Source organism: Henriciella sp. (assembly GCF_029936995.1).
Lineage (GTDB): Bacteria > Pseudomonadota > Alphaproteobacteria > Caulobacterales > Hyphomonadaceae > Henriciella.
The window spans coordinates 458,333-484,533 of sequence record NZ_JAPYRE010000004.1; the positions used below are offsets into that span (position 1 = coordinate 458,333).

The following is a 26,201-nucleotide window of genomic DNA, read 5'->3' on the forward strand; positions in this document are numbered from 1 at the left end:
ATGGCTATTTCTGCAACAATTGGCGCCGCCGCGCTCGGGGCGGGCGCTACGGTGTATGCCTCGAACAAACAGGCCAAGGCACAAAAGCGCGCACAAAAGCAGGCGGCACGGAATGCCGAGGACGCACGGCGTCAGGCTGACCGCGAGTTCAATGCCGCCAACCAGAAAAGCCCGAACGTGGCCGCGCTTATGAAGCGCAACCGGGCTGATGCGACATCCGGCACGTCCGGCACATTCCTGACCGGCACCAATGGCGCGCCCGCAAGCGGCGGCATGCTTGGGCGGACAACCCTTCTGGGGGGCTAATGGCATACGATTCACACCCACTGGGCGGCGCGGGCAAGGCTCGCAAGCTGTACCAGCAGCTGGATACAGAGCGCAGCCCGTGGCTGACGCACTGGGTCGAGCTGGCCGATCACATGGACCCGATGCTTGTGCGCCGGGACAAGTCCGACCGCAACCAGGGTGAGCGGTCACGCGGCAAGATCATCGACAATACCGGCACGCTGGCGCTCAACACGCTTCAAGCAGGCATGATGTCCGGCATGACCAGTCCGGCCCGGCCCTGGGTGCGCCTGATGCTGCCGGATCCGGAGCTGATGGAGTACGAGCCGGTGAAGGAATGGCTCTCGGGAGAGACCAAGCGACTGCTCTCGATCTTCCACCGATCAAACACCTATCTCATGCTGCACCAGATCTATGGCCAGCTAGGGCTTGGCGGCACGGGCTGCTCGATCACTATGGACAGCTTCGAGCGTGTTGTTGATCACTACACGGCACCGCTTGGCGAGTTCTGTCTTGCGGGTGACTTCAATGGCCGCGTGACGACCGTGGCCCGGAAGTTTGAGAAAACGGTTGAGCAGCTGGTTGCAGAGTTTGGCCGCGAGAATTGCAGCCAGACCGTGCGCAGCCTGTATGATGCCGGAAATTACTATGCGGGCATTCCGGTCATTCATGTGATCCAGCCGCGCCGCGAGCGTGATGCCAGCAAGCGAGATGGCAGGAACAAGCCGTTTTCCTCCTGCTACATCGAGGCGGGCGAGACCGGTGAGAACTATCTGCGTGAAGGCGGGTATGACGATTTCCCGGCGCTTTGCCCCCGGTGGGCGCGGCGCTCGGGCGACATCTACGGCACCAGCCCGGCGATGACTGTTCTGGGCGACTGCAAGCAGCTTCAGCACGAGCAGCTGTTCAAGGGCCGTGCCATCGAATACCAGGTAAACCCGCCGCTTCAGGCACCGACGAGCTTTGAGCAATCCCCCCGCGACATGCTGCCGGGCGGCATGAACTTCGGGGACATGAATACACCGAACAGCCGCATCCAGTCGATCTGGGATGTGCCCTTGCGGCTCTCTGACCTGCGCGAAGATATCTATGATGTGCGTGGCCGGATCAACGCCGGCATGTTCGCGGATGTCTTCCGCATGTTCGACAATTACGGCGCGGACACGAACATGACCGCGACCGAGGTGGCGGAGCGCCACGAGGAAAAGATGCTGATGCTCGGCCCCGTGCTTGAGCGCCTGCATGGTGAGCTGTTGCGTCCGCTGGTCGAGAATACCTTTGCCCGCATGGTGGAGACCGGGCTAACGGCACCGCCACCGCCCGAGCTGGAGGGCCGGGAGCTTCAGGTGGAGTTCGTCTCGGTGCTGGCGCAGGCGCAGCGCGCGGTTGGAACCAATGGCATTGACCGCTTTATCGGGTCGCTTGGCGTCGTCGCACAGATGAAGCCTGACGTGCTCGATAAGTTCGACGCGGATCAATGGGCGGAGATGTATTCGGATTCACTTGGCGTCGATCCCAAGATGATTATCGGCAATGAGCGTGTCGGCTTTATCCGGCAGGCCCGGGCCGAACGCGAGCAGCAGGAGCAGCAGATGGCTGCGGCGGCACAGCAGGCCGAGACCGCATCGAAGCTGGGCAGTATCGACACGTCCGGGCAGAACGGCGCGACGGACGTGCTGAACATGTTCCAGGGCTATAACAGCCCCAGCGCGGTGGACGTCTAGATGGATTGGGAAACGGTTCAGCAGCGCGAAAAGCGCCGCGAGGAAATCAGCGAAAAAAAGAGGCAGCGGGCGATAGAGGTTGATGAGTCCCTGAAGGCCATCCTCCAGACGCCTGATGGTCGGCGCGTGATGAGTGAAATTCTCGGAAAGTGCGGCCTTACGCGAAGCAATTTCACCGGCAATTCCGAAACATTCAAGCTCGAAGGGCGGCGCGAGGTCGCGCTGGTCCTGGCTGACTGGATGGGAAGGGTCGATCCGAACGCCGCAAGGCAGATCATAGGAGAGCTTTATGTCCGACACGACGACTGAGGACACGACCGAAACAACCGAAACGCTGATGACGAGTGCCGCAGACAACACCGAAAGCACCGTGTCATCGAAGGAAGACGACGCCAAGGCCGACGAGCCGGACGCGAAGGCTTCCGAACCGCCGAAAGCTGACGAGGACCCCGAAGCTGCGAAAGCAGATGACGGCGAGAAGAAAGCTGACGCGGATACGCCGGACCCGGCCACGTTCGAGTTCACGACCCCTGATGATGTGCAGATGGCAGACGAGACGCTGGAAGGCGTCAAATCGCTAGCGGCAGAGCTGGGGCTGGACAATGAGCAGGCGCAGAAGATTGTCGATCTCGGCAGTCAGCTGAGCCAGCGCTGGGCTTCAGAGATCCAGAGTCAGCACGAAGCGCAAGTCTCCGAATGGGGCGAGCAGGCCAAGGCTGACAAGGAAATCGGCGGCGACAAGTTCGAGCAGTCACTGGCTGATGCCAAGGCCGCTTATGACAAGTTCGCCACGCCAGAGCTGACAGGCTTTCTGAATGAAAGCGGCCTCGGCAACCACCCTGAAGTCATCCGGCTTTTCGCGCGCCTCAACAAGCAGGTGGGCGATGACACGCTGGTCGCAGGCCAGCCCGCTCCGTCCGGGCCGAAGACCCAGGCCGAGCGACTTTACGGCACCAACTAACTTAGCATGAAAGGAGTGGTGGTATGGCCACGCTCGAAACTTCACACCCAACGCTTCGGGACCTGACGAGCCGTCTTGATCCTGACGGCAAGATCGACGCGGTTGCGGAAATCCTGTCGGAAACCAATGAAATGCTCGAAGACATGGTCTGGAAAGAGGGTAACCTCGAAACAGGCCACAAGGGCACGATCCGTACAGGGCTTCCTGAGCCGACATGGCGCAAGATTTATGGCGGCGTCCAGCCGACCAAATCGACCACGGCACAGATCACCGACACGTGCGGTATGCTGGAAGCCTATGCCGAGGTGGACAAGGCGCTTGCCGACCTGAACGGCAATACGTCTGCTTTCCGCCTGTCTGAAGACCGCGCCCACGTCGAAGGCATGTCGCAGGCAATGGCCTCGACCGTCCTTTATGGCGATGAATCGGTCAACCCGGAGCGGTTCACCGGCTTTGCCTCGCGCTTCTCTGACAAGACTGCGCAGAATGGTGACAACATTGTCCTCTCGTCTGGCTCCTCGCCTGACAATGCTGACAATGCGTCCATCTACCTGGTGGTCTGGGGCGACAATGTTCATGGCATTTATCCGAAAGGCTCCAAGGCGGGCCTTCAGATGAGTGACAAGGGCGAAGTCACCATTGAGAACATCGATGGCAATGGCGGGCGCATGGAAGCCTACCGTTCGCACTATCGTTGGGACGGTGGCCTTCACGTCAAGGACTGGCGCTATGTCGTTCGCATCCAGTACAATGATGAAGATCTGACCAAGGACGTGTCTGCCGGTCCTGATCTCATCGACCTGATGACGATTGCCTGCGACATCCCGCCAAACCTTGCGGGCCGTCCGGCCTTCTACATGAACCGCCGCGCCAAGTCCTTCCTGCGTCGCCAGATGGTGAACAAGGTGAAGAACTCCACCCTCGCCATGGACGAGGTTGCAGGCAAGCGGGTCATGACGTTCGACGGCGTTCCCTGCCGCCGCACGGATGCGCTGCTTCGTACCGAAACCGGCGTGACCGTTTAATCCGAAAACTCGAAAGGACCAATCCCATGATTATGGATGAACGCACCGAGTTCTGCGACGGCACCGCTCTCAATACAGGTGGCGCAGGCTCTTATCTCGTTGGCGATGTATACGACACCGGAGGCGATGGCTGGAACATCGCGGACGGTCTCTATCTCGTCATTCTCGTGGACACGACCGCCACATCCGGCGGTTCGGCCACGGGGCAGTTCCATCTCGTCTCTGATGCCCAGGCTGCAATCGCGGCTGATGGCTCGGCCACGTATCACTTCTCGACGGATGCAATTGCGGTTGCAGACCTGTCGGCAGGTGTGCGTGTCTGCGCTGTCCGTCTCCCGGCGGGTGAGTATGAGCGCTATGTCGGCATACTCCAGACAACCGGTACGGCAGCCTTCACGGCAGGGGCGATTGACGCATTCCTGACGCCTGACATCAGCCAGTGGAAGGCGTTTGCTGACGCGCCTGCTGCGGCAATCGTCTAGGAGGTCTGACACATGGCTGACGAGAAGAGAGAGCTTCGCGTTGCCACCAAAGCCGGGCACTACAATGTGTCCGGTGGCGGGTGGCGTATCGTGGAAAAGGGCGAGCAGGTCTATGTTCCCGTGTCCTTCAAGGCCAGTTGGCTGGAGAAGGTCGAGGACGACAAGTCCAAGCCTGCCGCGAAAGCTCAGCCCAAGACCGAAGAAAAGGCGAAGGCCGAATAAATGGCTTCCGCCCTTGATATCTGCAATGCGGCGCTCGCTCATATCGGGCAGCGTCGCATTGTGGCGTCCATTGATCCGCCAGAGCAGAGCGTGGAAGCAGAATACTGCGCGCTGTTCTGGCCCTTGGTGCGCGACGAGACGCTGGCAAGCCATACCTGGAGCTTTGCCACAGCGCGTGTGACGCTGGCAGACCTGAGCGCCAGTGCGCCGCCCCCGTCTGCATTCACCTACACTTACGCGCTCCCGGCGGAGTGCCTGAAATTCATCGCCGTGCGCGAGAGCATGGCCGAAGACGATACCGTCAACAAGAATTGCCGCCTCGGCATGGCCGATGATGGCCGGGCGGTCATCTATACCAATGTCGAGACAGCCGTTGGCGTATACGTCTCCAGTGCGGCCAGAGTGGCAAACTACCCGCCGCTGATGGTGTGGGCGCAGGAGTTCATGCTTGCCTCGCGGCTGGCCACACCGATCGTCAAGGGCACTGAAGGCATGCGGCTGAGCGACAGCCTGCTGCAGAAGGGCGTGGCCTATCTTGAGCAGGCGCGCATGGCCGACGCGAACCAGAGCCGACAGCGCGGCGTGACCGATCCGACCGATTACAAGGCATCGTGGCTGAATGTGCGTGGTGTCGAAGAGCCGGACCTGCCCCGGATTATCCGAGAATGAAGAAATATACGCGCTCGTTCAATGGCGGCATTGTCAGCCCTGACATGTGGGGGCGTATTGACGACCTGAAGAACAATACCGGTCTGGCTGTCTGTCAGAATTTCATCGTGCTGCCACAGGGTCCTGTCCATACGCGGGCTGGCTTGCGCTTCGTGCGCGAGACCAAGAATAGCGCCAAGCGCTCCCGCGTCATTCCGTTTCGCTTTTCATCGAGCCAGACAGTCATGTGCGAGTTTGGCGAGGCCTATATCCGGTTTCATTCCTTCGCTGCAACACTCCTGACGCCGACCAGCGGCGTAAATGCGTGGGATAGCGGGACAAGCTATATACATGGCGGCATCGTCACCGACGAGGGAGAGACATGGTACGCCACCGAGGACGTGCCCGCAGACAGGAAGCCGGAAGATAACGAATATGGCGCGGCCCCCGTGGTCACCGCGACATGGGAGTTGACAAGTTCTGGAAACGCCAGCGTCCCGGCAGGATATGAGTTTGTCGGCACAGAGTTGCCGGAAGAAGTCGATGTCGGGGATAAGGTTGCCATATCCCGGACAACATATGAGATCGTTTCAGAATCATGGACTGGAGGAAGCAGCGAGGCGACGTTAGGCGAGATCAGGGTTGAGGAAACCACCGTCTATGATGCCTATGACGGCGTTTCCAGTTCAGCCACTGCCGGATACTGGTTCAAGATGGGGGAGGTTTACGAAATCCCCTCCCCTTATGCCGAGGTTGATATACCTGACATCGGCTATGCGCAGGCGGGCGATGTTCTGACGCTGACGCACCCAAAGTATCCAGTGATGGAGTTGCGCCGGTTCGGTCCGACATTCTGGCGGCTCGTTGAATCCGAGTTCGGCTCCGAAGAGGTGGCCCCCACGATTTCCAGTGTCGCAGCAGATACCGCAACCGACCCGTCAGACACGATCACCTATAAGTACGTCGCCACGAACGTCAGTGAGGACCAGCTTCAGGAAAGTGTAGCCAGCGGCGTCAAGACGGCCAGCAATCAGCTTTTTGATACGGGCGCGACGAACACGATCACATTCAGCGCGGCGGGCCGGCGAAACGTCTATAAGTACTCTGGTGGCCTCTACGGCTATATCGGCCAGACGACCGAAACGACGCTTGTGGATGACAATATTGCCGCTGATGTGAGCCGGACGCCGCCGGAAAACATTGACCCGTTCAACACCGACTATCCCCGCACAGTGGCCTATTTTGAACAGCGCAAGGTCTTTGCCGGGACGCTGGCGAAGCCGCAAAACTTCTGGATGACCAAGACCGGGACAGAGAGCAACCTTGATCGCTCTATACCGGTGCGCGCGGATGATGGCATTTCAATCAAACTGGCTGATCTTGAAAGCTCAACGATCCGTCACGCCGTTCCGGTGGGTGACCTGATCCTGTTCACGGATTCGGCTGAATGGAAAGTCTCATCCAGTGATGGCGGGCCGATCACGCCGTCCACTGTGAGCGTGCGCCCGCAATCGCGTATCGGGGCCAACCGCGTCCAGCCGGTCGTCGCGGCGGAGAGCATCATCTACAGTGCCGCGCGGGGCGGGCACATCCGGGCGCTTGGGTATGACTTCGAGGTTTCGGGATATGTCTCGGTGGACCTGTCCCTTCGCGCCACGCACCTGTTCGATTACAAGACTATCGAGGACATGGCCTATGCGAAGGGGCCTGTCCCGATTGTCTGGGCGGTATCGAGCGATGGCCAGCTGCTTGGCCTGACATATGTACCGGAGCAGCAGGTCTATGCCTGGCATCGACACAGGACCGCTGGCGGGACATTTGAAAGCTGTGCGATCATCGAGGAAGGCAACGACTCCATTCTTTATGCGATTGTCCGGCGTGAAATTGACGGGGAGGTCGTGCGCTATGTCGAGGCGATGGCAAGCCTGTATTACTCCAAGGTCAGCGAGTATGTCGGTCTGGACAGCTCCATAAGTTATTCCGGAGCGGCAGAAGACACGTTCACCAATCTTGACCACCTTGAGGGCGAGGAAGTCTACGCGCTTGCTGACGGGGCCGTGATGGGGCCTTACACGGTTGCCAGCGGGTCCGTGACAATTGACCAGCCGGCGGAAACTGTGCGGGTTGGCAAGCGGATCACCGCAGAAATGACCACGCTGCCACTGGTGGCTGAACTGGAAGCCTACCTGAACGGCACAATTGTCACGATCCGCGACGTGACGCTGCGGCTCTATCGGTCCGGTCGCGTTTTTGTCGGGCTCGACAGCGACTCCATCACCGAGACCAAGAACCGCACGGTTGAGACATATGGAGAGCCGCCTTCACTGGTCAGCAAGGAAGAAGAAGTGCTGATCCAGCCGAACTGGGACGCGGATGGCCAGGTCTATATCCGCGCGCAAGACCCGCTGCCGGTCATGATTACCGCGCACACCGTTCAATTCTCGACAGGGGGCTGACACATGGCGATAGCATCACTCGCCGCACAGGGCGCTGGCGTCGGCATGAACGCGGTCGGCTCCTATTACGGGGCACTGAACCGCAAGCGTGACGCTGAATTTCAGGCACGTATGGCGCGCATCAATGCGGACCTTGCCGAGAGTGATGCCCGCGCCGCATTGGGGCGGGGGGAGCGGCAGGAGCAGGCGTCACGGCTTGAAAATGCGCAGCTGAAAAGCCGTCAGCGCGTCGGTTATGCGTCCAGCGGCGTAGACCTTGGGTCTGATACTGCCGTTGATGCGCTCACATCCACAGACGTTATGGGCGAGGTTGACGCAAACACGATCAAGGCAAACGCACTGCGGCAGGCATGGGGCCACCGCATTGAGGCGACCGGGCTTCGCGGACAGGCCGGGATGGCTGAGGCTAGCGCGGAAGGTATCAGTCCGTGGATGGAGGCTGGCACGTCGCTTCTGGCCGGCGCCAGCCAGGTGCATTCGTCTTTTCAGGATTTCAAGCGCTCAGGGGCGCTGGACAAGAGCAAGAAAGCATGGGGCGACCGTGCTGACGGCTTCCTTTCAGGGTTGCGAGGGCTGTAAGCATGGCGAGAGTACCCCAGCGCCGCAATTTCGAAGTCCTGCCGGGTGGTGGACAGATGGGCCGTGTCCCGCTTTCTGTTCCCGGTCGCGGCAATGAGGCTGCGGCCAATGCGCAACGCAGCGGGCAGGCCCTTGCCGGGATTGGTGGCGACATTGGCCAGCGGGTACAGGATCAGCAGGCCCGCATAAACAAGGCGCGTGTCCGCGAGGGGGCGCTTCAGTTTCGTGGCGCGCTTCAGGAGGCCGAGGAAGAGTATTCCAAGCTGAAGGGGGCCGAGCTTGTCGATGGCGAGCGGCCCGTCATGCGCGAGATCGAGCAGCGCCTTGAGAAGCGCCGCTCCGAAATCCTTCGCGACATGAAGAACGAAGATGCGCAATACGCCTTCGAGTCTGCGTCAGCCGAACAGTTTGCCCGCTTTCAGGCCCGCGCATCCGCCTACGAGGCCGAACAGGCGGAGTTCTATATCAACCAGCAGCGTGACGCGGTCGTCATTGCGTCGATGGAGACCAGCCTTAGCGACCCGTCGCGCCGCGATGAAAGCCTTGCATCGGCAGACGAGACGCTGCGCGAGAAGTTTTCAGACGAGGGCTATTCCGGTGATCGGCTGGACCAGCTGACGCAGGATGCGATTGGGGAGTTTGCCGCCGGGAATATCGAGAGCCTGATCGAGCAGGGCGAGGCAGAGCAGGCTGCGGCCTATCTTGAGAGCGCGCGGGGCTATCTCTCCGGCAGTCAGGCATCTGCGCTTGGCAAGGCTGTTGACGAGGCGGTTAGCGCCCGCAAGACGCTTTCACTGGCCGATCAGGTGTTCAGCCAGTTCGACCCGTCGCAGTTCGGGCGAAATGCGCCGAAGGCCGATATATATGCCTATGCCCGTGAGGTTGTCGGCGATGACCCGGAAGACCTGAAGGCGCTGATGGCCGAGGTTGAAATGCGCATTGGGCTTTACGAGGATCAGGCGGGTGACCAGTACGCAGAAGATTACAACACCGCTTACGAGACCGCGATGAGCGCGCCGGGCCGGGTGTATGGCCTGCCTGCGTTCCGCCGGCTCGATGCCAAGCACAAGGACGCCATTCTCTCAGACATTCGACGTCGCGCGAGTGGCAAGGACCGCGAGACGGACAATACGGCTTATGCGCAAGCCTACAGCCTGATTGGGCAGGGCGACATGCGGGGCGCGCAAGAGTTCCTGATGGAGAACCAGACGAAGTTTCGCCCGACTGACTGGCGCTCACTCTACGACAAGGCCAGCAAGCAGAACGACACGACCGAGTTCGATGATCCGCGCTCCAACCTCCAGATCATCGAGGATTCGATGCGTGCGGCAGGGCTCAGTGACAGCGCGATCAAGAATAACAAGGATGATGTCGTCACGGCAGTCTCGCACGCGGGCCGCCGACATTTCGAGCAGACCGGCGAGGAACCGGACGAGCAATGGTATGAACAGAAGGCCGGTGAGCTGGTGGCAGAAGTCAAGGTCAAGCGGCCGGGCTGGGTTCCGTTCAATGACCGAACGGTGCGCGTGTTCGAGGGCATGGAGTTTGAAACCATCCCGCAACGCCATGCGCCAGTTGTACTTGAGGCTTTCGGCGGGGGTGCAGCAAGCGAGCAGGATATGAGCGGGGCTTACTACCGCGCCATGACCATGTTCCGCGAGGAAGGCATTGCCAACCCTTCAGACGAGGCGCTTATCGCCATGATCCGATCTATCGGCGGGACCAATTGATACGGTCCACGGCATCGCGCAAGCCATCAAGCGCCATTGAGCCGACGATGAACAAGAACCCGGCTGTGTAGATGATCGTGATGAGCAGGACTGCGCCCGCGACCGTTGCCCAGCTGATCGACCCAAGCCCGTTCCACAGTATGCCGATAATCATGAATATCCCCATGATCCCGGCAAAGTGAGCAAGTGGCTCATTTAACAGTGTGCGCTCAACCGCGCGGCCGATCCATTTCATTAGCGAGCCTTTATGACGCCTGAGCAGATAATAGAGCAGGAAAAGCGCCGGCAGTCAAAGCCGCAGCGTGCGCAGTTCTCGTCACCGGACGAGATCATCGCGCATGAGCGCTCGCGTGTGGCGCGAGAGGCAGAGGGCGCATTTCACGTCACGCGCGACACCAAGCCGGATGAAGCCGGTAAGGTGGTGGACTTGTCCGAACGTTACGGGACCGACTTCCTGTTTGCGCAGAAGAACCGCGACACCATGCAACGCAGCGCTGACACGCAGAAGCGCATGGACATGCTGTCATCGTTTCCGGGCATGGCATCGTTCCTGAGTGACCCGGCGCGCGCTGCGGTGGCCTCTGACAGCCTTGAGCAGCTATCCCGTGTCGAGACCAAGGCGCGGCGCAAGGGCAATCTTCTCGGTACCGCTGCGACACAGGTGGGGGATTTCGGGCGATCGGCGGCTTCTGGTGTCCCGGCCATGTTCGGGCGCGGGATTTCCGGCGCGGGCGACCTGCTGGATGCCGCCGTGCAGTTCAACTGGGAGTATGGCATCGGCGCGATCCCCGGCGTGAAAGCCATCGGGCGGGCTGAAGAGGATTTCTACGAGCGAAACCCCGAGATCGGCAAGATTGCCCGCAAGGCGAATGTCGCTGATGCCATCCGCAATTATGGCGGGCTGGGTGAGGCCGCGGCGGAAGCGTGGCGTCCTGAGAATATGGGCATCGAGGACCGCATTGCCGAAGGGCTGGGCCAGATCGCGGCAGCTGTGCTTACGGGCGGCGCTGGTAGTGCGCGACTGGCTGGCGGGCTCTTTGCCGGCATGGGTGCGGATGTGCAGGCTGACCGGATGCGGGCGCAGGGCATGGACCCGTCGCAGAACCCCGGACCGCTTGCAGCAGGTGCGGCGATTACCGGCGGCACGGAAATGCTGCGTCTTGGCTCTATTCTTCGCATCCTGCCGAAAGAGGTGCGCAGCCGGGCGGCGCGTGCAGCCGTGGCGCGGATTGCCGGGCAGGGCCTAGAAGAAGCCTCGCAGGAAAGCATCGAGGCGCTGGGGCAGAACTTGGTCACGCAGCTGGGCTTCGATGAGGATGCCGAGCTGTTCGAGGGGCTAGCGGAAGAAGCGGGCGTTGCGGGGGCATCCGCCGCGATATTCCAGGCACTGGTCGAGACCATCATTCCGGGCCGGGCGCGTGTGTCGCAGGCGCAGGAAAGCGCCGAGCGGCTGAACAGCATCCGTGAAGACGTGGAAGAGGCTCCCGTCACCAATCGCCGCCGCCAGGACATGGAAGCCTTCATCGAGCAGGCGTCCGATGGCGAGAGCGTCTATGTCGATAGCGAGGCTTTTGTCGAGCTTTACCAGTCGGACCCCTCCAATTCCGAAGAAGTCGCCCGCGCGCTGGGGCTGAGCGATAACCAGCTGGCGCAGGCTTTTGACGGCACGGATATCGAGCTGAAGGTTTCGAAGCTGACAACGCTGGAAAACCGCGAGCTTTATGACGGGCTGGTCGATATTTCCCGCACGTCCCCGGATGCCATGACACCAAGGCAGGCTCGCGAGATCGAGGAAAGCGGGGCGATGCCGGACGGGTGGCGGCAGGAGCTGGATGATACGGTTGAAGATGTGCAGGCGCTTGAAGGCTTCGAGCGTGCGCAGAACGCGATACAGGACCAGCTGATACAGGCGGGCCGATCCCCGCAGGAAGCCGAGTCGCTTGGCGCGGTTTATGGCGCGTTCTTCCGCAGGCTGGCAGAGGCCGGGCTGGACGAGGGGCAAATTTGGGACCAGTTGCGCCTCAACGTGCAGGGGCCGCAGGGTCGCCGGATGCGCAAACCACAAGAACCGCAGACGCTGAACGCCTTCGTGCGCTCGATGGGTGGCATCCGTGAAGTATTTGGCGAGGACGGCAGTGGCTACCTGCGCGGCGAAATGCAGCAGCGTGTGGGCAATCTCCCGCCGGGGCTTATCAACAACCAGCGTGGCGAGGCGGTTGACGAGATTGCAGCCCGTGCCCGCGAGGCCGGGTTCGAGATCGAGAGCGACGAGTCGCTTGTCGAGGCACTGGCCCGCGACCTTGGCGGTGAGCGCGTCTACCCGGCAGGGCAGGGCGAGCAGTTCCGCGCCGAGATGGAGGCGTTTGAGGCACAGCAGACGCCGGATGACAGCGAGGTTCTGACGCAAGCCGAAGGCGGCAACACCAAGAAGCCCCGCGCCACGGTCCAGATCCCCGGCGTTCTGACTGATCTTCCGGGCGCACAGGTGCTTCAGGACAGCGATGTAATTGTCAGGCTCTCCAAAGCGGCGGACAAGACCACCTTCCTGCACGAGAGCGCGCACATCTTCCTTGAGATTTACGCCGCGCTTGAAGACGGGAATACCGAGATAGCCGAGCGCATGGAGCCAGTGCGCGAATGGCTGGGCTGGAAGAAAGGTGAAAAGCTCACCCGTGACCAGCACGAGAAGTTTGCCGGGCTGGAAGGCTTCGAGGGTTTTGCCGCCACGGGACAGGTTTCAGACAGCCGGCTCAAGCAGACATTCCGCCAGTTCCGCCAGTGGTTCCTTGATGTGTATCGCTTCCTGCGGGGCAAGCAGATCAGTCTCGACCCGCGCGCCCGTGAGTTCTTCGATCGCATGCTGTCGTCCGACGAGGATATTTCGCAGGCCGAGCGCGAATATGATGCCCGCTATTCTGCGCAGATGGCGGATATCATGACGCCGGAGCAGATCGAGAAGTATCGCCGCTATGCCGACGAGGCGGGGCAGGTGGCGCGTGACCGCATGTTCCGCAAGCATCTGGCCGAGATCAATCGCCGTGACAAGAAGCAGTACCAGGAGGACCGCGCGCGCGTCGAGCAGGCAACCCGCGAGCGTCTGGCAGAACAGCCCGTATACCGTGTCCGCGCCGGTGAGGCCATCGACGCAGAGACCGTGCGCGAGCTGCGCGGTGATGAGGCCGTTGAGGCGCTTGGCGAGCTTGTCAGCGAGGACGGCACGAATGCCGAGCTGGTGGCCGCAGATGCGGGATATAGCAGCGCCGACGAGATGCTGTCAGACCTTCTGGCCGCGCCGGAGTTCGAGCAGGCGGTTGGCGCTGCCGTCGATGCCGAGATGCGCCAGATGTATGGCAGCCTGCGCAACAACGAGGAAGCCTACGCTGAAGCCGTTGAGGCGGTGTTCAATGACCCGGCCATCCGCCGCATGGAAGCCGAGCGGGACGCACTGGCGGCAAAGGCTGCGCGTGATCCGATCCCGCTGCAAGCCATCCGCCAGCGTGCCGACCAGATTATTGAAACCTCGCCACTGTCGAAGGTCATCCAGCCGGGGCGCTATGCCATCAAGGCGCGCTCCCTGCACCGCAAGTCCGTTCAGGCGGCAGCCCGCGAGCAATGGGATGACGCCCTGCGCATGACGCATCAGGCCATGCTCCAGCATGAGCTGGCCCGCCGCGCCTACAAGTCCCGCGAGGAAGTTACCAAGATCAACCGGTATCTCGCCCGCTTCGCCCCGCACCGGAAGCTGGACGGCAACAAGATCAGGCCCGACTTCATCGAGCCTATCCGCCAGCTGATCAGCCTGCCGGGCGACGAAAACCAGTTCGAGCGCCTGGACGCGCTGCGCCGCTTCTCGGATGCGAAGCTGAACGAGAACCTTGCCGTCTACCTGCCGGCGCGTGTTGTGGCCGACCAGCCGCTCCCGCTGCGCAAGGATATGTCGCTGGAGGAATTGCGCGAGTTCCGCGACAGCGTGAAAAGCATCTATCGCACGGGCCGGGAAATGTCGGCCGAGCGTGATGCCGAGCGCGCGAAGTATCATGGCGAGCTTGCCGAAACGATCAACACGGCATGGGGTGACAAGCCGCGCAACACCTACACGCGCAACCCGACCATGGGCGACCGTTTCAGGGACTTCACGCGCGAGATCGACAGCTTCATTCTTGCCTTGCCATTCGTGGCTGAGAGCTTCCAGGGCGCCAAGCGCGGCAAGGTGGCAGATGTTCTCTATAACGACATTGCCGAGGCGCAGGGCAAGCGCGAGGACCGCCAGTACGGGCTCGAGGAAGAGCTGGTCGCCATTCTTGACCGGCACGGCATTACGCAGAAAGAGCTGCGCAAGAAACTGCATGTCCCGCAGATCGACCGCAACGGCATCGAGACGCAGGGGCTTATGGCGCTCCTGCTCAACATGGGCTCGCAAAGTAACCGTGACCGGATCACGTCAGACCCGTCCATCCCGCTGGATGCCGACCAGGTCATGCAGATTGTCGAACAGCGCCTTGAGCAGCGCCATTTCGACGCCGCGCAGGAAATCTGGGATTTGATTGACACGCAGCGCGGCGACCTTGGCGAAGTGCACAAGCGCAAGCACGGTGTTGCGCCCCGCTGGGTCGAAGCGCAGCCGGTGGTGTCGCGCTACGGCACGTATCGCGGCGGCTACTACCCGCTGGCCTATGATCCGAAGTCGCCGGTCAACCGTGACCTGAAAGAGCAAAACACGGAGGATCTGTTCAAGGCGTTCTCTGCTGGAACCGCAGCCAAGGCGCAGACAAACTCGGGCATGACGGAAGAGCGCCTGACCAATGTATCACGCCCGCTCGACCTTCGCCTCGACGTGCTGCTCAAGCATTTCAGCGACACCTCTGCCCTGATCGAGCTGAGCGAGCCGATTGACCGGGCTTGGCGGGCGATTTCCAGCGAGCAGGTCGGACAGGTTCTGGAGGAAACCCACGGGCGCGCCTACATCGACGCGGTTAAGTCTATCCTGCGCCGGACTGCAACCGGTGGCATGGGCCGCGACGACGCGCTGAACAATGCGATCAACACCATTCTGCGGACCTTCCGCGTCAATGCTGCCGTGGCCATCCTCGGGCACAATGTGACGACCGCAGCCCTTGCGCCGGTTTCGTATGCGCAGACAGTCCTGCCACGCTATGGTGGCAAGGTTGCAGCGCGCGGCCTGATGGACTTCTACGGCAACCTGCCGAAGTCGATCGACATGATGCACGAGAAGTCCGCCTTCATGCGCGAGCGGTCCCGTACGCTCAATCGCGAGGCCAGTGATCGCGTGCAACAGAAAGTGCGTGAGGGGGCGTGGAGCAAGGTGCAGGGCTCCGGCTATTGGCTGATGCAGACGGTCGAGAAATACTCAGTCTCCGGCCCGTTGTGGCACGGCGTCTATTCGCAATCGCTGGAAGACGGGCTGACCGAAAGCCAGGCGGTGGCCGAGGCGGACAAGGCGGTGAACACGACACAGGGCTCGGGCCGGGTGATGGACCAGGCGGTGATACAGGGCTCATCCAATGAGCTGGTGCGCGTCTTCTCGTTCATGTGGGGCTATGTCTCGCGGTATTACGGCGTTGTCCGCAATGACGTGGCGCAGGAAGCCGGGATGAAAAAGGCGTTCCCGGTCATCAAGCACATGATCCTGCTGAACATCGCCGCGTCCATGGTTGAGTCCCTGATCCGCGACGGCATCGGGGACGAGGAAGACCCTTATTACGAGAACGTGATGAAGCTGTTCCGTCGCAATATTCTCGGTATGGTGCCGGGCATGTCGGCGTTCTTCAACAAGTACGACTCCGGCCCGGCCATCCAGCAATTCGGCACCAAGGTCACGCGCGCTGGTGATGCGGGCATGGCCATTGTGGATGATGGCGCGGTCGACGGAGAGAACGGCCGCAGGCTCGCAGAAGCAACCTTCGAGGCGCTGGGCTTTGGCTTCGGCGTTCCGGGCACCGTGCAGGCGCAGAAGGCGCTCAAGACCTACGAAGAAGACGACGATCCGACAATCTACGAGGCGCTTGTCGCCGGGCCTGACAACGACAACTAGGCGCGAACGGCGCGCACAATCAGGCGACCAAGGGCAAAGAGCATCCAGCTCATAAGGAAGATTGCAACAATCCCGCCCACCAGCTCGGCGGGGCGCTCTTGCATCATCTCCGAATAGTCTGCGCCGCCCTGAATGGTGGCGACAAACACAAACAGCATGACAGCGAGAAATTTCAACGGGTGCTTGGTCATGCCGCCAAGCATGCCCGCGCAACCGGCTTTCAGCAAGTCCAGACCACTTAACGGGTAACCAGCCATGACAATCGAGACTGACAAGCGCCTTGCCGGGCCTTTCACCGGCAATGGCGCAACAACGGCGTTCACCTTCGACTATCGCGTCTTTGCGGCCGGCGATGTCACCGTTTTTACGCGAGACGGCGACACCGACACGACGCTGACCGAAGACGTGGATTATACTGTCACCCTGAACGCAGATCAGGACGACAGCCCCGGCGGCACGGTCACGTTCGGGACAGCCCCGGCCAGCGGCGTTACCCTCTATGTCGAGTCCAGCGTTCCTTACACGCAATCTGTTGCGGTCAGTAATGCTGGCGGGTTCTACCCGGAGGTGGTCAATAAGGCGTTTGACCGGGCGGTCGCGCTGACGCAGCAGAACAAGAAGCGGCTGGATCGCGCGCTGGTGATGCGTCCGGGCGAGACGGCACTACCCTCTATCAGTCGGGACAAGTTTGAGGATGGTATGCCGTATCTCGATACGGCGACGGGCAAGTGGAAAAAGCTGGTCACTACAGGCATCGCTTCAATCCTGCCGTATCTGGATGAGATCGAGGATGTTGCTGAAGCAATCGAGAATGGTGAAATTTCCGACCTTCTCGATGGGCAGGTGGCGAAAGTCGATTATCTGAGCGACCTTCAGGATTTTGCGAATACCGACAAGAAAACCGCTGTAATGACCGGACGCACCGAGACTGGACGTGGCGGCGGTGTGGTCATCTTTCATGAAGGCGACATGTCGAGCAAGGTCTCTGCCGACGAGGTAACGGCAGGTGAGGGCGATGGGGGCGAGTGGATTGCTCGGGCAAGTGACAAGTCCGGCGCATCCGGCGCGTGGCAAAAGACCATCTATTTCAATAAGCGTAGATCCATCGAAGATTATGGCGGGATTGAGGGCGCGGGCGTCTCTCTGGCTGCTGCGGAGGTTAACGCTCGGGCCTTGACGGTTATGGGCCGGCGGGCGGGTGACATCTATATACCGAAGGGTGTCTGGCGCGTTCCGTCAGCAGTCGAGTTGGTCTCTTCCGGTATTTTCCTTTGCGGTCCGGGCAAGCTCCTGCTTGGGGGCGCCGATGCCGTTTCGGCAGGCGACAGCATCATTACCGCCACCAAGGGTAATTTTCGTTGCGAGGTCTCAGAGATCGAAGCGGAAAAGCGCGTGACCGGCCTGCGGGTCGATTGCGCCGATGCGGATCAGGAGCGTTTCTGGTTCGAAGGCACCAAGTTCACTAATGTTTTTTACGCGATCAACTCCAGTACATCGCCGGAACGCATTGGCGACCTTGCCATGATCGACTGTGAGGCTATCGCTTGGGATGGCGATAATGCTGGTGCGTTCCTCGCCAAGTACGCAGATGGTGTTAAGATGCGCGGACTGACCACGTATGGCGGGCAGGGCACGGCCATGATCGGGCTAGCTGATTGCGCAAATTACATTATTGACGAGTGCCGCCAGCACGGCATCGTTGCCGGTTCGACAGGCGCAGAAAGCGGTATTCAGATCGAAGATTACGCCGAAACAGAGGGGCGAATCTCCAACTGTGAGTGCGATGATGATATCTGGGTCGATGACTCCCAGCAGGTCGAAATTTCAAATTGTAAGGCCCGCAGAGCGCGCATCACTGTGTCGGGCTCCGATCCGGGGAATCTTATTCAGCCCAACAAGATTCATTTCCACGGCGGGCGTTATGGGCAGATCAGTGTCGGCTCTCTTGGGACGCCGGGCGCGCAACGCATACAAGCGCAGTTTACCGACTTGCAGCTTGATCCAGCAACAGCGGAAGTGCTCGGATCTTCTGTGTCGTCCTCGATCTCATGCTCGGGCAGTTACGTTGGCGATATCGTCTTTGATCGTGTCCGCGAAATCAGTGAGGCCACTACTTACGCGACCAGCTTTACCCGCAATGCCAGCGCCAACTATCGCTACAGCGGCTGCAATTTCCTGACAAAACCGCACAATGTCAGCGGTACTGGCGGCGTCGTGGAAGAAATCAAACCGGAAAGCAACCCAATCTTCACGAACAGTCCTGTCGAGCTAGGCTTTGGCAGCACATACAGTCCATCTGGCACTGGCGGGGCGGCATGGACAACATTTGCGCTGGCACAGACGACCGATCGGAATGCCGAATGGGATGATACGGGCAGGACATTTACACCGAACAAGACCGGCTTCTACAAGATTGATGGCATTCTTCGCTGGGTGCCATCCGCGTCTGGAGTCGAGTTCAGACTGCGCGTCTACAATGTCACGGACGGCGCTGAGGTCATGCAACTTGTTGATCTCAACGCCCCAGCATCGGCTGGACTGGCATTTCCTGTAAGCGCTCCGCCAATCCACATGGTCAAGGACAAGGACTATAGGTTTGAGTATATTCTGACCGGCGGGACAGCAGACTTTAGTCCAGGCACGTCAGTGTCGCGCATATCAATAAGCCCTGCATGAACATCGCAAGCCTGCCGTCCGCCCTCATCCGAGGGCTTTTTTCTGCGCGCCATGAGCGTGCCCAGCCCGAAAGAGAGCCTGTCCGTATGAGCTACAACCGCACGGCCATGAAGAAAGAGCTGCGACGGGACGAGGGCTTTGTCCCGCATGCCTATCGCGACTCGGAGGGGCTGCTTACGATCGGTATTGGCCGGCTCATCGACAAAAGCCGAGGCGGTCGCATCACGGAGGATGAGGCGTTCTTTCTCCTGAACCGCGACTTGGACCGCTTCGAGGCAGAGCTCGACGCAAAGCTCCCCTGGTGGCGCACGCTCGACGATGTACGCCAGCGGGTCATTCTCAACATGGCCTTCAATCTGGGCGTTGGGGGGCTCCTCAAGTTCGAGAAGATGCTTGCGGCTGTGAAGGCGGAGCGCTGGCAGGATGCAGCCTATGAAATGCTGGATTCGCACTGGTCGAGACAGGTTGGTGCACGGGCCGAGCGGCTGTCGAAGATGATGCGGACGGGCTCGGTATGACTGTTTGCATTTCGCCCCTAAAGAAAGACCCTCAAAGTCTCATGTTTGAGTGTCCCGGATGCGGTCAGCCGCATAGGGTTCAGATCGGGCGGGGAAAGGGGCCGCGCTGGACGTTTAACGGCGACCACGAGCGCCCCACCTTAAGCCCGAGCGTGAATGTTACTTGGCGTAAACGCGACGGGTCAATCCACAAAAGATGTCACAGCTTTGTACGCGAAGGCAGCATTCAGTTTCTCGGTGATTGCACTCATGATCTGGCCGGACAAATGGTGAGGCTGCCTGCATGGACGGGGAGGTGGGACTGATGATCACCCTCATCGCCCGCTACTGGCAATTGCTCGCCGGGGCCGGGGCAGTTCTCGCCTGCGTCATCGTCTTCAATGTATGGCTCTCCAAGGCAAAATCAGCCGCCTATACGCGCGGTTTCGAGACAGCCGCCTCAGACTGCCGCAAGGCCCGTGAAGCCGCCCAGCGCGCACGAGACGCACAGATAGACGCCATCCGCAAGCAGGAAGCCGCCAAGCGCGCTGACCTGCAGGCTCGGCTCGACGCCCGCAACGAACGCAACCGGGCGCTCGACGATGAAATTGCCGCGGCAAATCAGGCCGCTGAACGAGCCAGAAAAGAAGCAGAGAGACTTGCCAATGAAGACCTTGCCAATGATGGCCTTGCTGGCTGCAAGCCTACTCCCGGCGTGTCAGACGGCTACAGAGACGACCTGTCCGCCTACCGCGCCCGTCACGGTCACTGAATACGTTGAGATCGAGCCCGAACCGGTGGCGGAAAGCGCGCTGCAAGGCCCGCTCGCGCCAACGCTTCAGGACGGAACGGATGCGAATGTCCTCGCAACGAACCTTCGCCGGATGCTTGCATATGAAGCGCGGCTGACAGCCTACACCGCTGGCCTTGAGCAGACCATACGCTGCCGCATCAATCAGGAGTGTGACAATGCAACCGACTGATGCCCGCAACTGGACCTATCGACGTATCGCTGTCTACGCGAGCCTGAGCTTTACCCTGATCACCTCTGCCGCGCTTGGCTGGTCCAAGGATACGCTCACAGCGCGGGCTTATATCGACGCGGCCATGTTCCTCGCAGGATTGGTGCTGACCACGTACGTGATCGCGCCCGTTCTTGAGCCTGGCTGGAACGTTCTGGACCGCTTCTTTCAGCGGCGCGGGGGAGACAAGCAGGGGACCGATCAACCATCTCAAACGTTAAAGGAACAAGATGGCCCTGCCTAAAGAGGACATTCAGGAAATTGCTACAACGGTGGCGCAGGCCGTGGCTGCCTCCCGTCAGCATGACCTGCAAGAAACACAACATCAGTCAGCGAGCCAGATGGGCGATTTCTTCCAGAAGTATTTCGGGGCCATTGCCGTGCTTGTTGGCGTTGCTGTGGCCTATGGTGTGCTCACGGGCAAAGTGGATAACCTCGAAGAGTCCCTTACAATGCTCACAGAGCGAACAGAGCGGATCGGTGACGACTTCAACGAGTTCCGCCTTTCGGGCGATCGTTGGACCGCACAAGACCATCAGCGCTACGCAGATGAGCAGTCCGCGAGGGATGGGCGTCAGGAGTCCAGTATTGCTGACCTTAAGGCCCGCGTCAGGGTTCTTGAGGGGCGACCAGCGCCGACAGGCGGCGAGTGATCCACCTCCCCAGCCGCCATATCTCCTGTGCGGCTATGCGTAGGTGCGTGGAGATGTACATGGGTGGAGGATAGCACAAAGACGAAGCCCGCCGAAGCGGGCCTCAATGGCAGATTTAGCTGCCGGAAATCATGATCGCCTCCGAGGCTTGAGTCAAAACGCTCAAATCGTCAGTTGGTGATATGCTTATACTCGAATCCGACTGATTCCGCAACAAATTTTCGCCCCGTGGCCCTATGGCTGCGGGGCTTTTTCGTGTATGGTGTAAGTGTTCCCGCTCTGCTTCGGCATCGGGCTTGCTGCCGGTCGTCACTGCTACATACGGTTCGGTTCAGGGAGGTGCACGCGCTTCGCGTCTGCTATCCCGGCCTCAGACAAAAAGCTGCCTATTCTAGACCCTGTCAGCTACAAAACTGAGGCACCTTCGCGCCCGGTGAGCGACAAACTTCAAGGTGTTGTACGAATTGCCTTTAATGTCGTTTTTCGTCTGTGGCTTAAAGTGTGATCACATGTTCGTCACACCATCTTGCTGGTCCCGACAAAATGATGAGATAGCAGAATCCGTCACACCATATTAGTGCCACCACTAAAATGGTCTCGGCTCTCCCATCCTCATCTTCCTTTCAGCTGGTCTCTCTGGTGGGTTAGGCGGGCTTAGTCTCGCTGAGCATCTGAACGAATAGCTCTGGGCTCGTCGCCTTTGGGAAGGTTTTCATAGTGATCATCCCACTGATCCTCGGTCGCGTAACGATGCTCGAACATTTCCATTTCTGACAGGAAGCACCATTTCCCAACTGCGTCTTCCGCCTTGCCGATGGCTTCACCAGCCGTGGCGCCCTGAAAGGTATGAAGCCGGCTTGGCCCCAGCACATACGAAAACACTTCCACAGCCCAGTAAGGCGCCTCCGAGTCGCCAACCACAGGAGGCAGGTTGAAAGAGATAGAAACAGCGCCCTCGCTAGACTTGCCGTGTCCATCCTTCCGCGCCTCGTGGTAAGTGGAGGCGCGAAGCCTCTCCCGCATCCTGATAAGTCGGGTGCTTTCTTCAAAGCTGATCATTTTCCAGTCTCCTTATTTACCATTTCATTCCCACTCCCTCCGTAATCCCCAGTCTGGCCGGGGCGTGAACGAAAGGTGAAACGTGGGAACGGGTTGAATGAAAACAGGGTCAACGCTGTGACTCTTAATCAGCGGGTCCGAGGTTCGAATCCTCGTGGGCGCGCCATTCCACTTTTGTCGCGTAAGAAGTCCCCTAAAACCTTGAACGGCAAGGATAAATCAACGGTTCGAAAACCTTTTTTTCGGTCGTATGCTATTTGGTCTGAGAAGGTGAGTTTGAGCACTGCGCGTTTGTCCTCAAGGCGCTTCGATCTCCATAGAATCAATGGGTTAGACAGGAAGCGCATCGCGGTTCGAAAAGTCCGCTCAAAGGTGGACTGCGGCTGACCGATTTTGCTCTGCTTTTCAGCAAGAACGAGCTTGCGTGTTTCAAGATCGCCTATGCGATCCTCGTAGCGCTTGGCGAGCGTGCTGTTCTTCGTCTCTAAGGTCCGATCAACGAGCCTTTCGATATCACGCTCGATTTCTACCAGTTCTTTCTTTGCAGTTTCGACTAAAGCTTGCCCACGGGCTGCCTGTGCGTCCCAAAGGTCTTTCAGCATCGCGTGAAGGAGGTGGAATAGCTCATCGCTTGGTCGCATCGTGGTGAGCAGCTCTTCGAAGGCCTTTTCGATCTCTGCCTTCTTGATCGATTTGCGATAGGACGGGCAGCTCTTATTGAAGCACTCATAATAGACGTAGTACTTCGACCGGCCTTTCACACGGCTGCCGGTGTAGGGATGATCGCAATCCCCACATTTCACGAACCCGCGCAGAGGCAGCAGTTCGTTTAAGTTCAGCTTGGCAGGTACTTTGGCCGCTTTGCCATCGAGCCGATCTTGGATTTTTTCGAAGGTCTCCAGAGAAATAATAGGCTCATGGTGGCCGCGAGTGCGCTCGATTCCCCAAGCCTCATGTTCAATATAGCCCGCATAGATTACCCGTGTGAGCAGGTCGCGGATGCGTTGGATGCGCACTTCGCCTGCTTTGGTATCACGTGGGTACTCGGGAAACGTTTCGAGGAACCGCTTCACCTCTGCCATGGTCTGGAGTCTGCCAGAGGCAAAGCTTTCTAGCGCTTCCTTCAGGATTGAAGCCACGGGTTCATCGCGCACGAGCATTTTTCCATGTGCGCCAACCTTCTCGAACACGTAGCCGCGCGGCGGCTGGAAAACCCAATAGCCATTCTTCAAGCGACCCCACATGCGGTTTTTAGTCTGTTCGGCATTTTTCAGGCGCTGATACTCAGCCACGTTGACGAGCATCATTTCGACCATGCGGTCGTCGGCGCCATCTCCAAATTTTTGCGTTGGGGATTCGAAGCGAGCACTAATGGCTTTCAGCTTCTCTCGAAACATCAGATGCACTTCAAGGGAGCGAGAAATCCGATTAATGTCGTCTACGATAACGACATGAGCTTCGGCTTTTCGCGCTTCGAGGAAAGCAAGCATTTCAATGAAGCGTGGACGATCGGCGATCCCGCCGGAGGCGTCGTCTTTGAAAACTTGAACGATGTCATAACCACATCGCTGTGCATAATCGATGCAACGCACTTCTTGGCTATCGAGACCGTGTCCTTCTAGCTTTTGCTTCGTGTCTGACACGCGACAGTAAATGACCGCTTTCTCACCCATTATGTTGGCCCTCCTTGGAGGTTGTTATTATTTTCCTGGGATGGCTTTAAGTATACGGAATCCAGGTAGTTCTTGCCAGAGTCGGCATCGCGGTTCTCAACAGAAATCTGAGTGGAATCGATGCCGTATGCGCGATCAACAAAGTTCTGAGCAATCCGCCATACGGATTTCAGCAACTCTCTCTTGTGATCGTCTGAAATATCGAAGGCGTCCACAAGAGGCATATATTTATCAAGATCATGCCTACTCATTGTCAAAACTCAAAATATAAATTGACTTATACTTATAGTTTACCACAACTGAACATGCGGTCGTCAAAGGTTCCGCGTTGTGCAATGCGTCTATTTGCAAGGGTTTGCGGGCGTCTCTCTCCGCAAGCCCTTGAAATATTGTCAGAATAGGCGACGCTTTCACGTGACTATTTTTTTCAAATTTTTCGCGTTTGATCATGGCAAAACTCTGTTTTTACGCCTGTTTTTGGGAAAAACGTGCGTATAAGACTGCCATGATCGTCTGGTCTGGTAGTACCCAGGCTGAAGGAACATTCCGGAATCTTACAAATAGAAGCGCAGTTTTATGAGCTTTGATGCCGCCAAACATGGTCTTTTGAGCCATTATTCACCAGAGGCGCAGCAACGTATCAGGCGGTTGATGCTCGAAGACTGGAAAGCGGCGGGAGTGAAGCTCCCCACCTATATGAAACTTGTCGCCCGATCCATCGCCTCAACCGGCGTTTCGGAGGGCTGGCTTGCCAAGCTTTCCCATCAAACGATGGATAAGATGCTCAAATCGGCTTCGACGCCTCGATATGAGTTTTGGGCCTGCCTCCACCTCTATCTGAGTCGGAAATACGGCCCGCAGGATATTAGCCCTGAACTTACCGATGCTGATATACTCGGCCAGGCAGTCTGTCGGTTTGGATGGATCGATGACGCACCCGATCCGGGCTCGTATGAGTTTGATGGGCGCAGCATTGCCGTTGAAACCGAAGAAGGCCGTCCATACGCTCTTGCGGAATGCGTTGAAACGCAGAACGGCGCGGAGCCATTCGGTGTGCAAATTGAGCGCAAGCACCTAGGGATCGCCGTAGCGCAAGGTGATCGTTTGATTGCGATCCTGCGCGATACCGTTTCGCTTCAGATCACCACAACTGAGCTGGAGCCCAGCAGATGATCGACGACAGCCGCGAACGGCTCAGGCAGCTTGAAGTTTATTTGAAGAGCCTTTCGGAGAACGAGCGGCGCGACCTGGGCACTGCGGCGTACCAAAGCGAGCGTGGCATATTCGATCTGGTGACGAGTGGGGATGCCGCTGGCTTACACGTCGCTCTGAAGCGTGACCCCACCTTGGCGGAGCGTCAGGACGAGAACGGTATGACGCCGCTGCACTGGTCCGCGATCGACAAATCCGGCCTTCTATTCGAAGTGCTCACACAGGAGGCCAATTCCGCACCTTGGACACGGGACAAGGCCGGGCGGCTTCCGCTTGATGTGATGCGAGAGGCTGGACGACGTGGCGTCGCCGATAAGGCGGAGCGGCTAACCTATCCGCAGCTTTTTCTAGACGAGCGCGATGGTCCTGTAGGGGCAAAGAAATTGGCTGCTTTCAAAGAAAAATACGAGGCCGTGAGGAGGCCGGACACACGCCCAAACCATGCCAGACATTTAGAGCCATTAGTAAAGACCCAGGCTCGCCGAACGGATGGAAAAGAACGAGACGACCGGGAGCGATAATTCGCAGTTAGAGCCGCTTATTCTGCGCGCAAGATGTGTGTGGTACTACCACACATCTTGCCAAAGGGGCTGCTGCGCCCCCTGTTGGATACCCCAAGCCTTGGCGCTGACTGGGTATTGAACCTACCCAGCACCACCCAATCGTATCGCCGATTGATCCCTCATCAGAGGCGGAGAATGACCTCTCCCCTCCGACACCTCCCCATGTCCGAACAGCCTGCCGTTCGATCGCAGATCAGGGTGAGCCTCCAAGCTCCCCCGATACCCCCATGGCCATGTCATGGAGACGATGTCGTCGAGACCAACCGTGCGCCGTTTGGATGCCGCCAGCGTATCGCCGCTGAACTACTCGCAGGTGAGAATTCTGCTCTCCCTGCACCCATCGATCGAAGGGCTTCTGCGCCCCTCGAACCCCCAGAGTGTTGCGCGGTTTGAAAAACCCCTGCCATCAGCTTGAGCAGAACAGTCGCTACATAAGGTTGCATTAATCCTTCACAATCGTGGCCACAATGGATACACTTCTGTCATGTCGGGCAAAGATTCCGGTTTCCGTATCCGCGTCGAGCGAGACCTTCGAGAAAAGTTCGTCGAGGTCTGTCGTGCGCAGGATCGCCCAGCGGCGCAAGTCCTTCGGGACTACATGCGCGCTTACATTGCTGAGCACGCCAGGGAATCAGGATTAAAAGAGCCTAGAGTTAAACCGGATAAGCCCAGGACGAAGTGA

At 59.1% G+C, this 26,201-nt stretch carries 27 protein-coding genes; 22 read left to right on the top strand and 5 right to left on the bottom strand.

Features of this window, described 5'->3' with window-relative positions; genetic code table 11:
- Genes Q1K31_RS11775 through Q1K31_RS11825 form a run of 11 tightly spaced genes read left to right on the top strand, consistent with a single transcriptional unit; the run spans window position 1 to window position 10,112 of the window.
- Entirely contained in the window at window positions 1-306 is a 306-nt protein-coding gene (locus Q1K31_RS11775; RefSeq protein WP_300379620.1) for a hypothetical protein, read from the top strand.
- Window positions 306-2,009, top strand: coding sequence for a portal protein (locus tag Q1K31_RS11780; RefSeq protein WP_300379622.1), 1,704 nt, complete (start codon window positions 306-308; stop codon window positions 2,007-2,009). The genes Q1K31_RS11775 and Q1K31_RS11780 overlap by 1 nt, the downstream gene beginning before the upstream one ends.
- The gene (locus tag Q1K31_RS11785) at window positions 2,010-2,318 is read left to right on the top strand and encodes a hypothetical protein (RefSeq protein ID WP_300379624.1); all 309 of its coding nucleotides are present in this window, start codon (window positions 2,010-2,012) and stop codon (window positions 2,316-2,318) included.
- Entirely contained in the window at window positions 2,299-2,970 is a 672-nt protein-coding gene (locus Q1K31_RS11790; protein WP_300379626.1) for a hypothetical protein, read from the top strand. Before Q1K31_RS11785 ends, Q1K31_RS11790 begins: the two co-directional genes overlap by 20 nt.
- A 23-nt stretch (window positions 2,971-2,993) precedes the next feature.
- Window positions 2,994-3,995 (top strand): major capsid protein, encoded by a 1,002-nt coding sequence (locus Q1K31_RS11795; RefSeq protein ID WP_300379628.1) that lies wholly within the window; start codon window positions 2,994-2,996, stop codon window positions 3,993-3,995.
- Window positions 3,996-4,021: 26 nt separating this feature from the next.
- The gene (locus Q1K31_RS11800) at window positions 4,022-4,477 is read left to right on the top strand and encodes a Bbp16 family capsid cement protein (RefSeq protein WP_300379630.1); all 456 of its coding nucleotides are present in this window, start codon (window positions 4,022-4,024) and stop codon (window positions 4,475-4,477) included.
- A 12-nt stretch (window positions 4,478-4,489) separates the two neighbouring features.
- Complete coding sequence (locus Q1K31_RS11805; protein ID WP_300379632.1) at window positions 4,490-4,699, top strand: hypothetical protein; 210 nt, start codon at window positions 4,490-4,492, stop codon at window positions 4,697-4,699.
- Window positions 4,700-5,368 (top strand): hypothetical protein, encoded by a 669-nt coding sequence (locus Q1K31_RS11810; protein WP_300379634.1) that lies wholly within the window; start codon window positions 4,700-4,702, stop codon window positions 5,366-5,368.
- On the top strand, window positions 5,365-7,803 hold the full coding sequence (locus Q1K31_RS11815) for a hypothetical protein (RefSeq protein ID WP_300379637.1): 2,439 nt from the start codon (window positions 5,365-5,367) through the stop codon (window positions 7,801-7,803). Before Q1K31_RS11810 ends, Q1K31_RS11815 begins: the two co-directional genes overlap by 4 nt.
- Window positions 7,804-7,806: 3 nt before the next feature.
- Window positions 7,807-8,382, top strand: coding sequence for a hypothetical protein (locus Q1K31_RS11820; protein WP_300379639.1), 576 nt, complete (start codon window positions 7,807-7,809; stop codon window positions 8,380-8,382).
- A gap of 2 nt (window positions 8,383-8,384) precedes the next feature.
- Window positions 8,385-10,112 carry a hypothetical protein gene (locus Q1K31_RS11825; protein ID WP_300379641.1) on the top strand — a complete coding sequence of 576 codons (1,728 nt, stop codon included), beginning with the start codon at window positions 8,385-8,387 and terminating at the stop codon, window positions 10,110-10,112.
- On the opposite strand, the gene Q1K31_RS11830 is transcribed toward Q1K31_RS11825, so the two are convergent.
- Window positions 10,093-10,347, bottom strand: a complete 255-nt coding sequence (locus Q1K31_RS11830; RefSeq protein WP_300379644.1) for a hypothetical protein — start codon at window positions 10,345-10,347, stop codon at window positions 10,093-10,095. The genes Q1K31_RS11825 and Q1K31_RS11830 overlap by 20 nt on opposite strands.
- 12 nt (window positions 10,348-10,359) lie before the next feature.
- On the opposite strand from Q1K31_RS11830, the gene Q1K31_RS11835 reads away from it, so the two are divergent.
- A complete protein-coding gene (locus tag Q1K31_RS11835; RefSeq protein WP_300379646.1) occupies window positions 10,360-16,164 on the top strand; it encodes a hypothetical protein in 5,805 nt (1,934 codons plus the stop codon).
- Here Q1K31_RS11835 and Q1K31_RS11840 read toward each other — a convergent pair.
- Entirely contained in the window at window positions 16,161-16,421 is a 261-nt protein-coding gene (locus Q1K31_RS11840; protein WP_300379649.1) for a hypothetical protein, read from the bottom strand. The genes Q1K31_RS11835 and Q1K31_RS11840 overlap by 4 nt on opposite strands.
- Between Q1K31_RS11840 and Q1K31_RS11845 the strand changes: the two genes are divergently transcribed.
- Genes Q1K31_RS11845 through Q1K31_RS11870 form a run of 7 tightly spaced genes read left to right on the top strand, consistent with a single transcriptional unit; the run spans window position 16,420 to window position 21,012 of the window.
- Window positions 16,420-18,840 (top strand): hypothetical protein, encoded by a 2,421-nt coding sequence (locus Q1K31_RS11845; protein ID WP_300379651.1) that lies wholly within the window; start codon window positions 16,420-16,422, stop codon window positions 18,838-18,840. The genes Q1K31_RS11840 and Q1K31_RS11845 overlap by 2 nt on opposite strands.
- Entirely contained in the window at window positions 18,837-19,358 is a 522-nt protein-coding gene (locus Q1K31_RS11850) for a glycoside hydrolase family protein (RefSeq protein WP_300379654.1), read from the top strand. Before Q1K31_RS11845 ends, Q1K31_RS11850 begins: the two co-directional genes overlap by 4 nt.
- Before the next feature lie 41 nt (window positions 19,359-19,399).
- Entirely contained in the window at window positions 19,400-19,663 is a 264-nt protein-coding gene (locus tag Q1K31_RS16665; RefSeq protein WP_367187579.1) for a DUF6527 family protein, read from the top strand.
- Entirely contained in the window at window positions 19,663-20,109 is a 447-nt protein-coding gene (locus Q1K31_RS11855; protein ID WP_300379657.1) for a hypothetical protein, read from the top strand. The genes Q1K31_RS16665 and Q1K31_RS11855 overlap by 1 nt, the downstream gene beginning before the upstream one ends.
- Window positions 20,110-20,134: 25 nt before the next feature.
- A complete protein-coding gene (locus tag Q1K31_RS11860) occupies window positions 20,135-20,320 on the top strand; it encodes a hypothetical protein (RefSeq protein WP_300379660.1) in 186 nt (61 codons plus the stop codon).
- On the top strand, window positions 20,307-20,603 hold the full coding sequence (locus tag Q1K31_RS11865) for a hypothetical protein (protein WP_300379663.1): 297 nt from the start codon (window positions 20,307-20,309) through the stop codon (window positions 20,601-20,603). Before Q1K31_RS11860 ends, Q1K31_RS11865 begins: the two co-directional genes overlap by 14 nt.
- Window positions 20,590-21,012, top strand: a complete 423-nt coding sequence (locus Q1K31_RS11870) for a hypothetical protein (RefSeq protein ID WP_300379666.1) — start codon at window positions 20,590-20,592, stop codon at window positions 21,010-21,012. The genes Q1K31_RS11865 and Q1K31_RS11870 overlap by 14 nt, the downstream gene beginning before the upstream one ends.
- A gap of 654 nt (window positions 21,013-21,666) precedes the next feature.
- On the opposite strand, the gene Q1K31_RS11875 is transcribed toward Q1K31_RS11870, so the two are convergent.
- From Q1K31_RS11875 to Q1K31_RS11885, 3 genes are all read right to left on the bottom strand, one after another.
- Window positions 21,667-22,071, bottom strand: a complete 405-nt coding sequence (locus Q1K31_RS11875; RefSeq protein WP_300379670.1) for a hypothetical protein — start codon at window positions 22,069-22,071, stop codon at window positions 21,667-21,669.
- Between the two features lie 128 nt (window positions 22,072-22,199).
- Window positions 22,200-23,744, bottom strand: a complete 1,545-nt coding sequence (locus Q1K31_RS11880; protein WP_300379673.1) for a recombinase family protein — start codon at window positions 23,742-23,744, stop codon at window positions 22,200-22,202.
- Window positions 23,744-23,995, bottom strand: coding sequence for a hypothetical protein (locus Q1K31_RS11885; RefSeq protein ID WP_300379676.1), 252 nt, complete (start codon window positions 23,993-23,995; stop codon window positions 23,744-23,746). Before Q1K31_RS11885 ends, Q1K31_RS11880 begins: the two co-directional genes overlap by 1 nt.
- 325 nt (window positions 23,996-24,320) lie before the next feature.
- Here Q1K31_RS11885 and Q1K31_RS11890 point away from each other — a divergent pair, with 325 nt between their 5' ends.
- The 3 genes from Q1K31_RS11890 to Q1K31_RS11900 all read left to right on the top strand — a co-directional run bounded on the left by Q1K31_RS11890 (window position 24,321) and on the right by Q1K31_RS11900 (window position 26,201).
- Window positions 24,321-24,917: a hypothetical protein gene (locus Q1K31_RS11890; protein ID WP_300379678.1), complete on the top strand. Its 597-nt coding sequence runs from the start codon at window positions 24,321-24,323 to the stop codon at window positions 24,915-24,917.
- The gene (locus Q1K31_RS11895; RefSeq protein WP_300379681.1) at window positions 24,914-25,477 is read left to right on the top strand and encodes an ankyrin repeat domain-containing protein; all 564 of its coding nucleotides are present in this window, start codon (window positions 24,914-24,916) and stop codon (window positions 25,475-25,477) included. The genes Q1K31_RS11890 and Q1K31_RS11895 overlap by 4 nt, the downstream gene beginning before the upstream one ends.
- Before the next feature lie 526 nt (window positions 25,478-26,003).
- Window positions 26,004-26,201 (top strand): hypothetical protein, encoded by a 198-nt coding sequence (locus Q1K31_RS11900; protein ID WP_300379683.1) that lies wholly within the window; start codon window positions 26,004-26,006, stop codon window positions 26,199-26,201.

Excerpts from the sequence above, each read along its gene's own strand:
- Q1K31_RS11850 (WP_300379654.1), top strand. The coding sequence starts at position 18,837 with ATGAACATCGCAAGCCTGCCGTCCGCCCTCATCCGAGGGCTTTTTTCT.
- Q1K31_RS11815 (WP_300379637.1), top strand. The coding sequence starts at position 5,365 with ATGAAGAAATATACGCGCTCGTTCAATGGCGGCATTGTCAGCCCTGAC.
- Q1K31_RS11800 (WP_300379630.1), top strand. The coding sequence starts at position 4,022 with ATGATTATGGATGAACGCACCGAGTTCTGCGACGGCACCGCTCTCAAT.
- Q1K31_RS11900 (WP_300379683.1), top strand. The coding sequence starts at position 26,004 with ATGTCGGGCAAAGATTCCGGTTTCCGTATCCGCGTCGAGCGAGACCTT.
- Q1K31_RS11790 (WP_300379626.1), top strand. The coding sequence starts at position 2,299 with ATGTCCGACACGACGACTGAGGACACGACCGAAACAACCGAAACGCTG.
- Q1K31_RS11830 (WP_300379644.1), bottom strand. The coding sequence starts at position 10,347 with ATGAAATGGATCGGCCGCGCGGTTGAGCGCACACTGTTAAATGAGCCA.
- Q1K31_RS11855 (WP_300379657.1), top strand. The coding sequence starts at position 19,663 with ATGATCACCCTCATCGCCCGCTACTGGCAATTGCTCGCCGGGGCCGGG.
- Q1K31_RS11820 (WP_300379639.1), top strand. The coding sequence starts at position 7,807 with ATGGCGATAGCATCACTCGCCGCACAGGGCGCTGGCGTCGGCATGAAC.
- Q1K31_RS16665 (WP_367187579.1), top strand. The coding sequence starts at position 19,400 with ATGTTTGAGTGTCCCGGATGCGGTCAGCCGCATAGGGTTCAGATCGGG.
- Q1K31_RS11870 (WP_300379666.1), top strand. The coding sequence starts at position 20,590 with ATGGCCCTGCCTAAAGAGGACATTCAGGAAATTGCTACAACGGTGGCG.
- Q1K31_RS11805 (WP_300379632.1), top strand. The coding sequence starts at position 4,490 with ATGGCTGACGAGAAGAGAGAGCTTCGCGTTGCCACCAAAGCCGGGCAC.
- Q1K31_RS11885 (WP_300379676.1), bottom strand. The coding sequence starts at position 23,995 with ATGAGTAGGCATGATCTTGATAAATATATGCCTCTTGTGGACGCCTTC.
- Q1K31_RS11810 (WP_300379634.1), top strand. The coding sequence starts at position 4,700 with ATGGCTTCCGCCCTTGATATCTGCAATGCGGCGCTCGCTCATATCGGG.
- Q1K31_RS11785 (WP_300379624.1), top strand. The coding sequence starts at position 2,010 with ATGGATTGGGAAACGGTTCAGCAGCGCGAAAAGCGCCGCGAGGAAATC.
- Q1K31_RS11795 (WP_300379628.1), top strand. The coding sequence starts at position 2,994 with ATGGCCACGCTCGAAACTTCACACCCAACGCTTCGGGACCTGACGAGC.
- Q1K31_RS11825 (WP_300379641.1), top strand. The coding sequence starts at position 8,385 with ATGGCGAGAGTACCCCAGCGCCGCAATTTCGAAGTCCTGCCGGGTGGT.
- Q1K31_RS11875 (WP_300379670.1), bottom strand. The coding sequence starts at position 22,071 with ATGATCAGCTTTGAAGAAAGCACCCGACTTATCAGGATGCGGGAGAGG.
- Q1K31_RS11840 (WP_300379649.1), bottom strand. The coding sequence starts at position 16,421 with ATGGCTGGTTACCCGTTAAGTGGTCTGGACTTGCTGAAAGCCGGTTGC.
- Q1K31_RS11895 (WP_300379681.1), top strand. The coding sequence starts at position 24,914 with ATGATCGACGACAGCCGCGAACGGCTCAGGCAGCTTGAAGTTTATTTG.
- Q1K31_RS11880 (WP_300379673.1), bottom strand. The coding sequence starts at position 23,744 with ATGGGTGAGAAAGCGGTCATTTACTGTCGCGTGTCAGACACGAAGCAA.
- Q1K31_RS11865 (WP_300379663.1), top strand. The coding sequence starts at position 20,307 with ATGCAACCGACTGATGCCCGCAACTGGACCTATCGACGTATCGCTGTC.
- Q1K31_RS11890 (WP_300379678.1), top strand. The coding sequence starts at position 24,321 with ATGAGCTTTGATGCCGCCAAACATGGTCTTTTGAGCCATTATTCACCA.
- Q1K31_RS11845 (WP_300379651.1), top strand. The coding sequence starts at position 16,420 with ATGACAATCGAGACTGACAAGCGCCTTGCCGGGCCTTTCACCGGCAAT.
- Q1K31_RS11835 (WP_300379646.1), top strand. The coding sequence starts at position 10,360 with ATGACGCCTGAGCAGATAATAGAGCAGGAAAAGCGCCGGCAGTCAAAG.
- Q1K31_RS11780 (WP_300379622.1), top strand. The coding sequence starts at position 306 with ATGGCATACGATTCACACCCACTGGGCGGCGCGGGCAAGGCTCGCAAG.
- Q1K31_RS11775 (WP_300379620.1), top strand. The coding sequence starts at position 1 with ATGGCTATTTCTGCAACAATTGGCGCCGCCGCGCTCGGGGCGGGCGCT.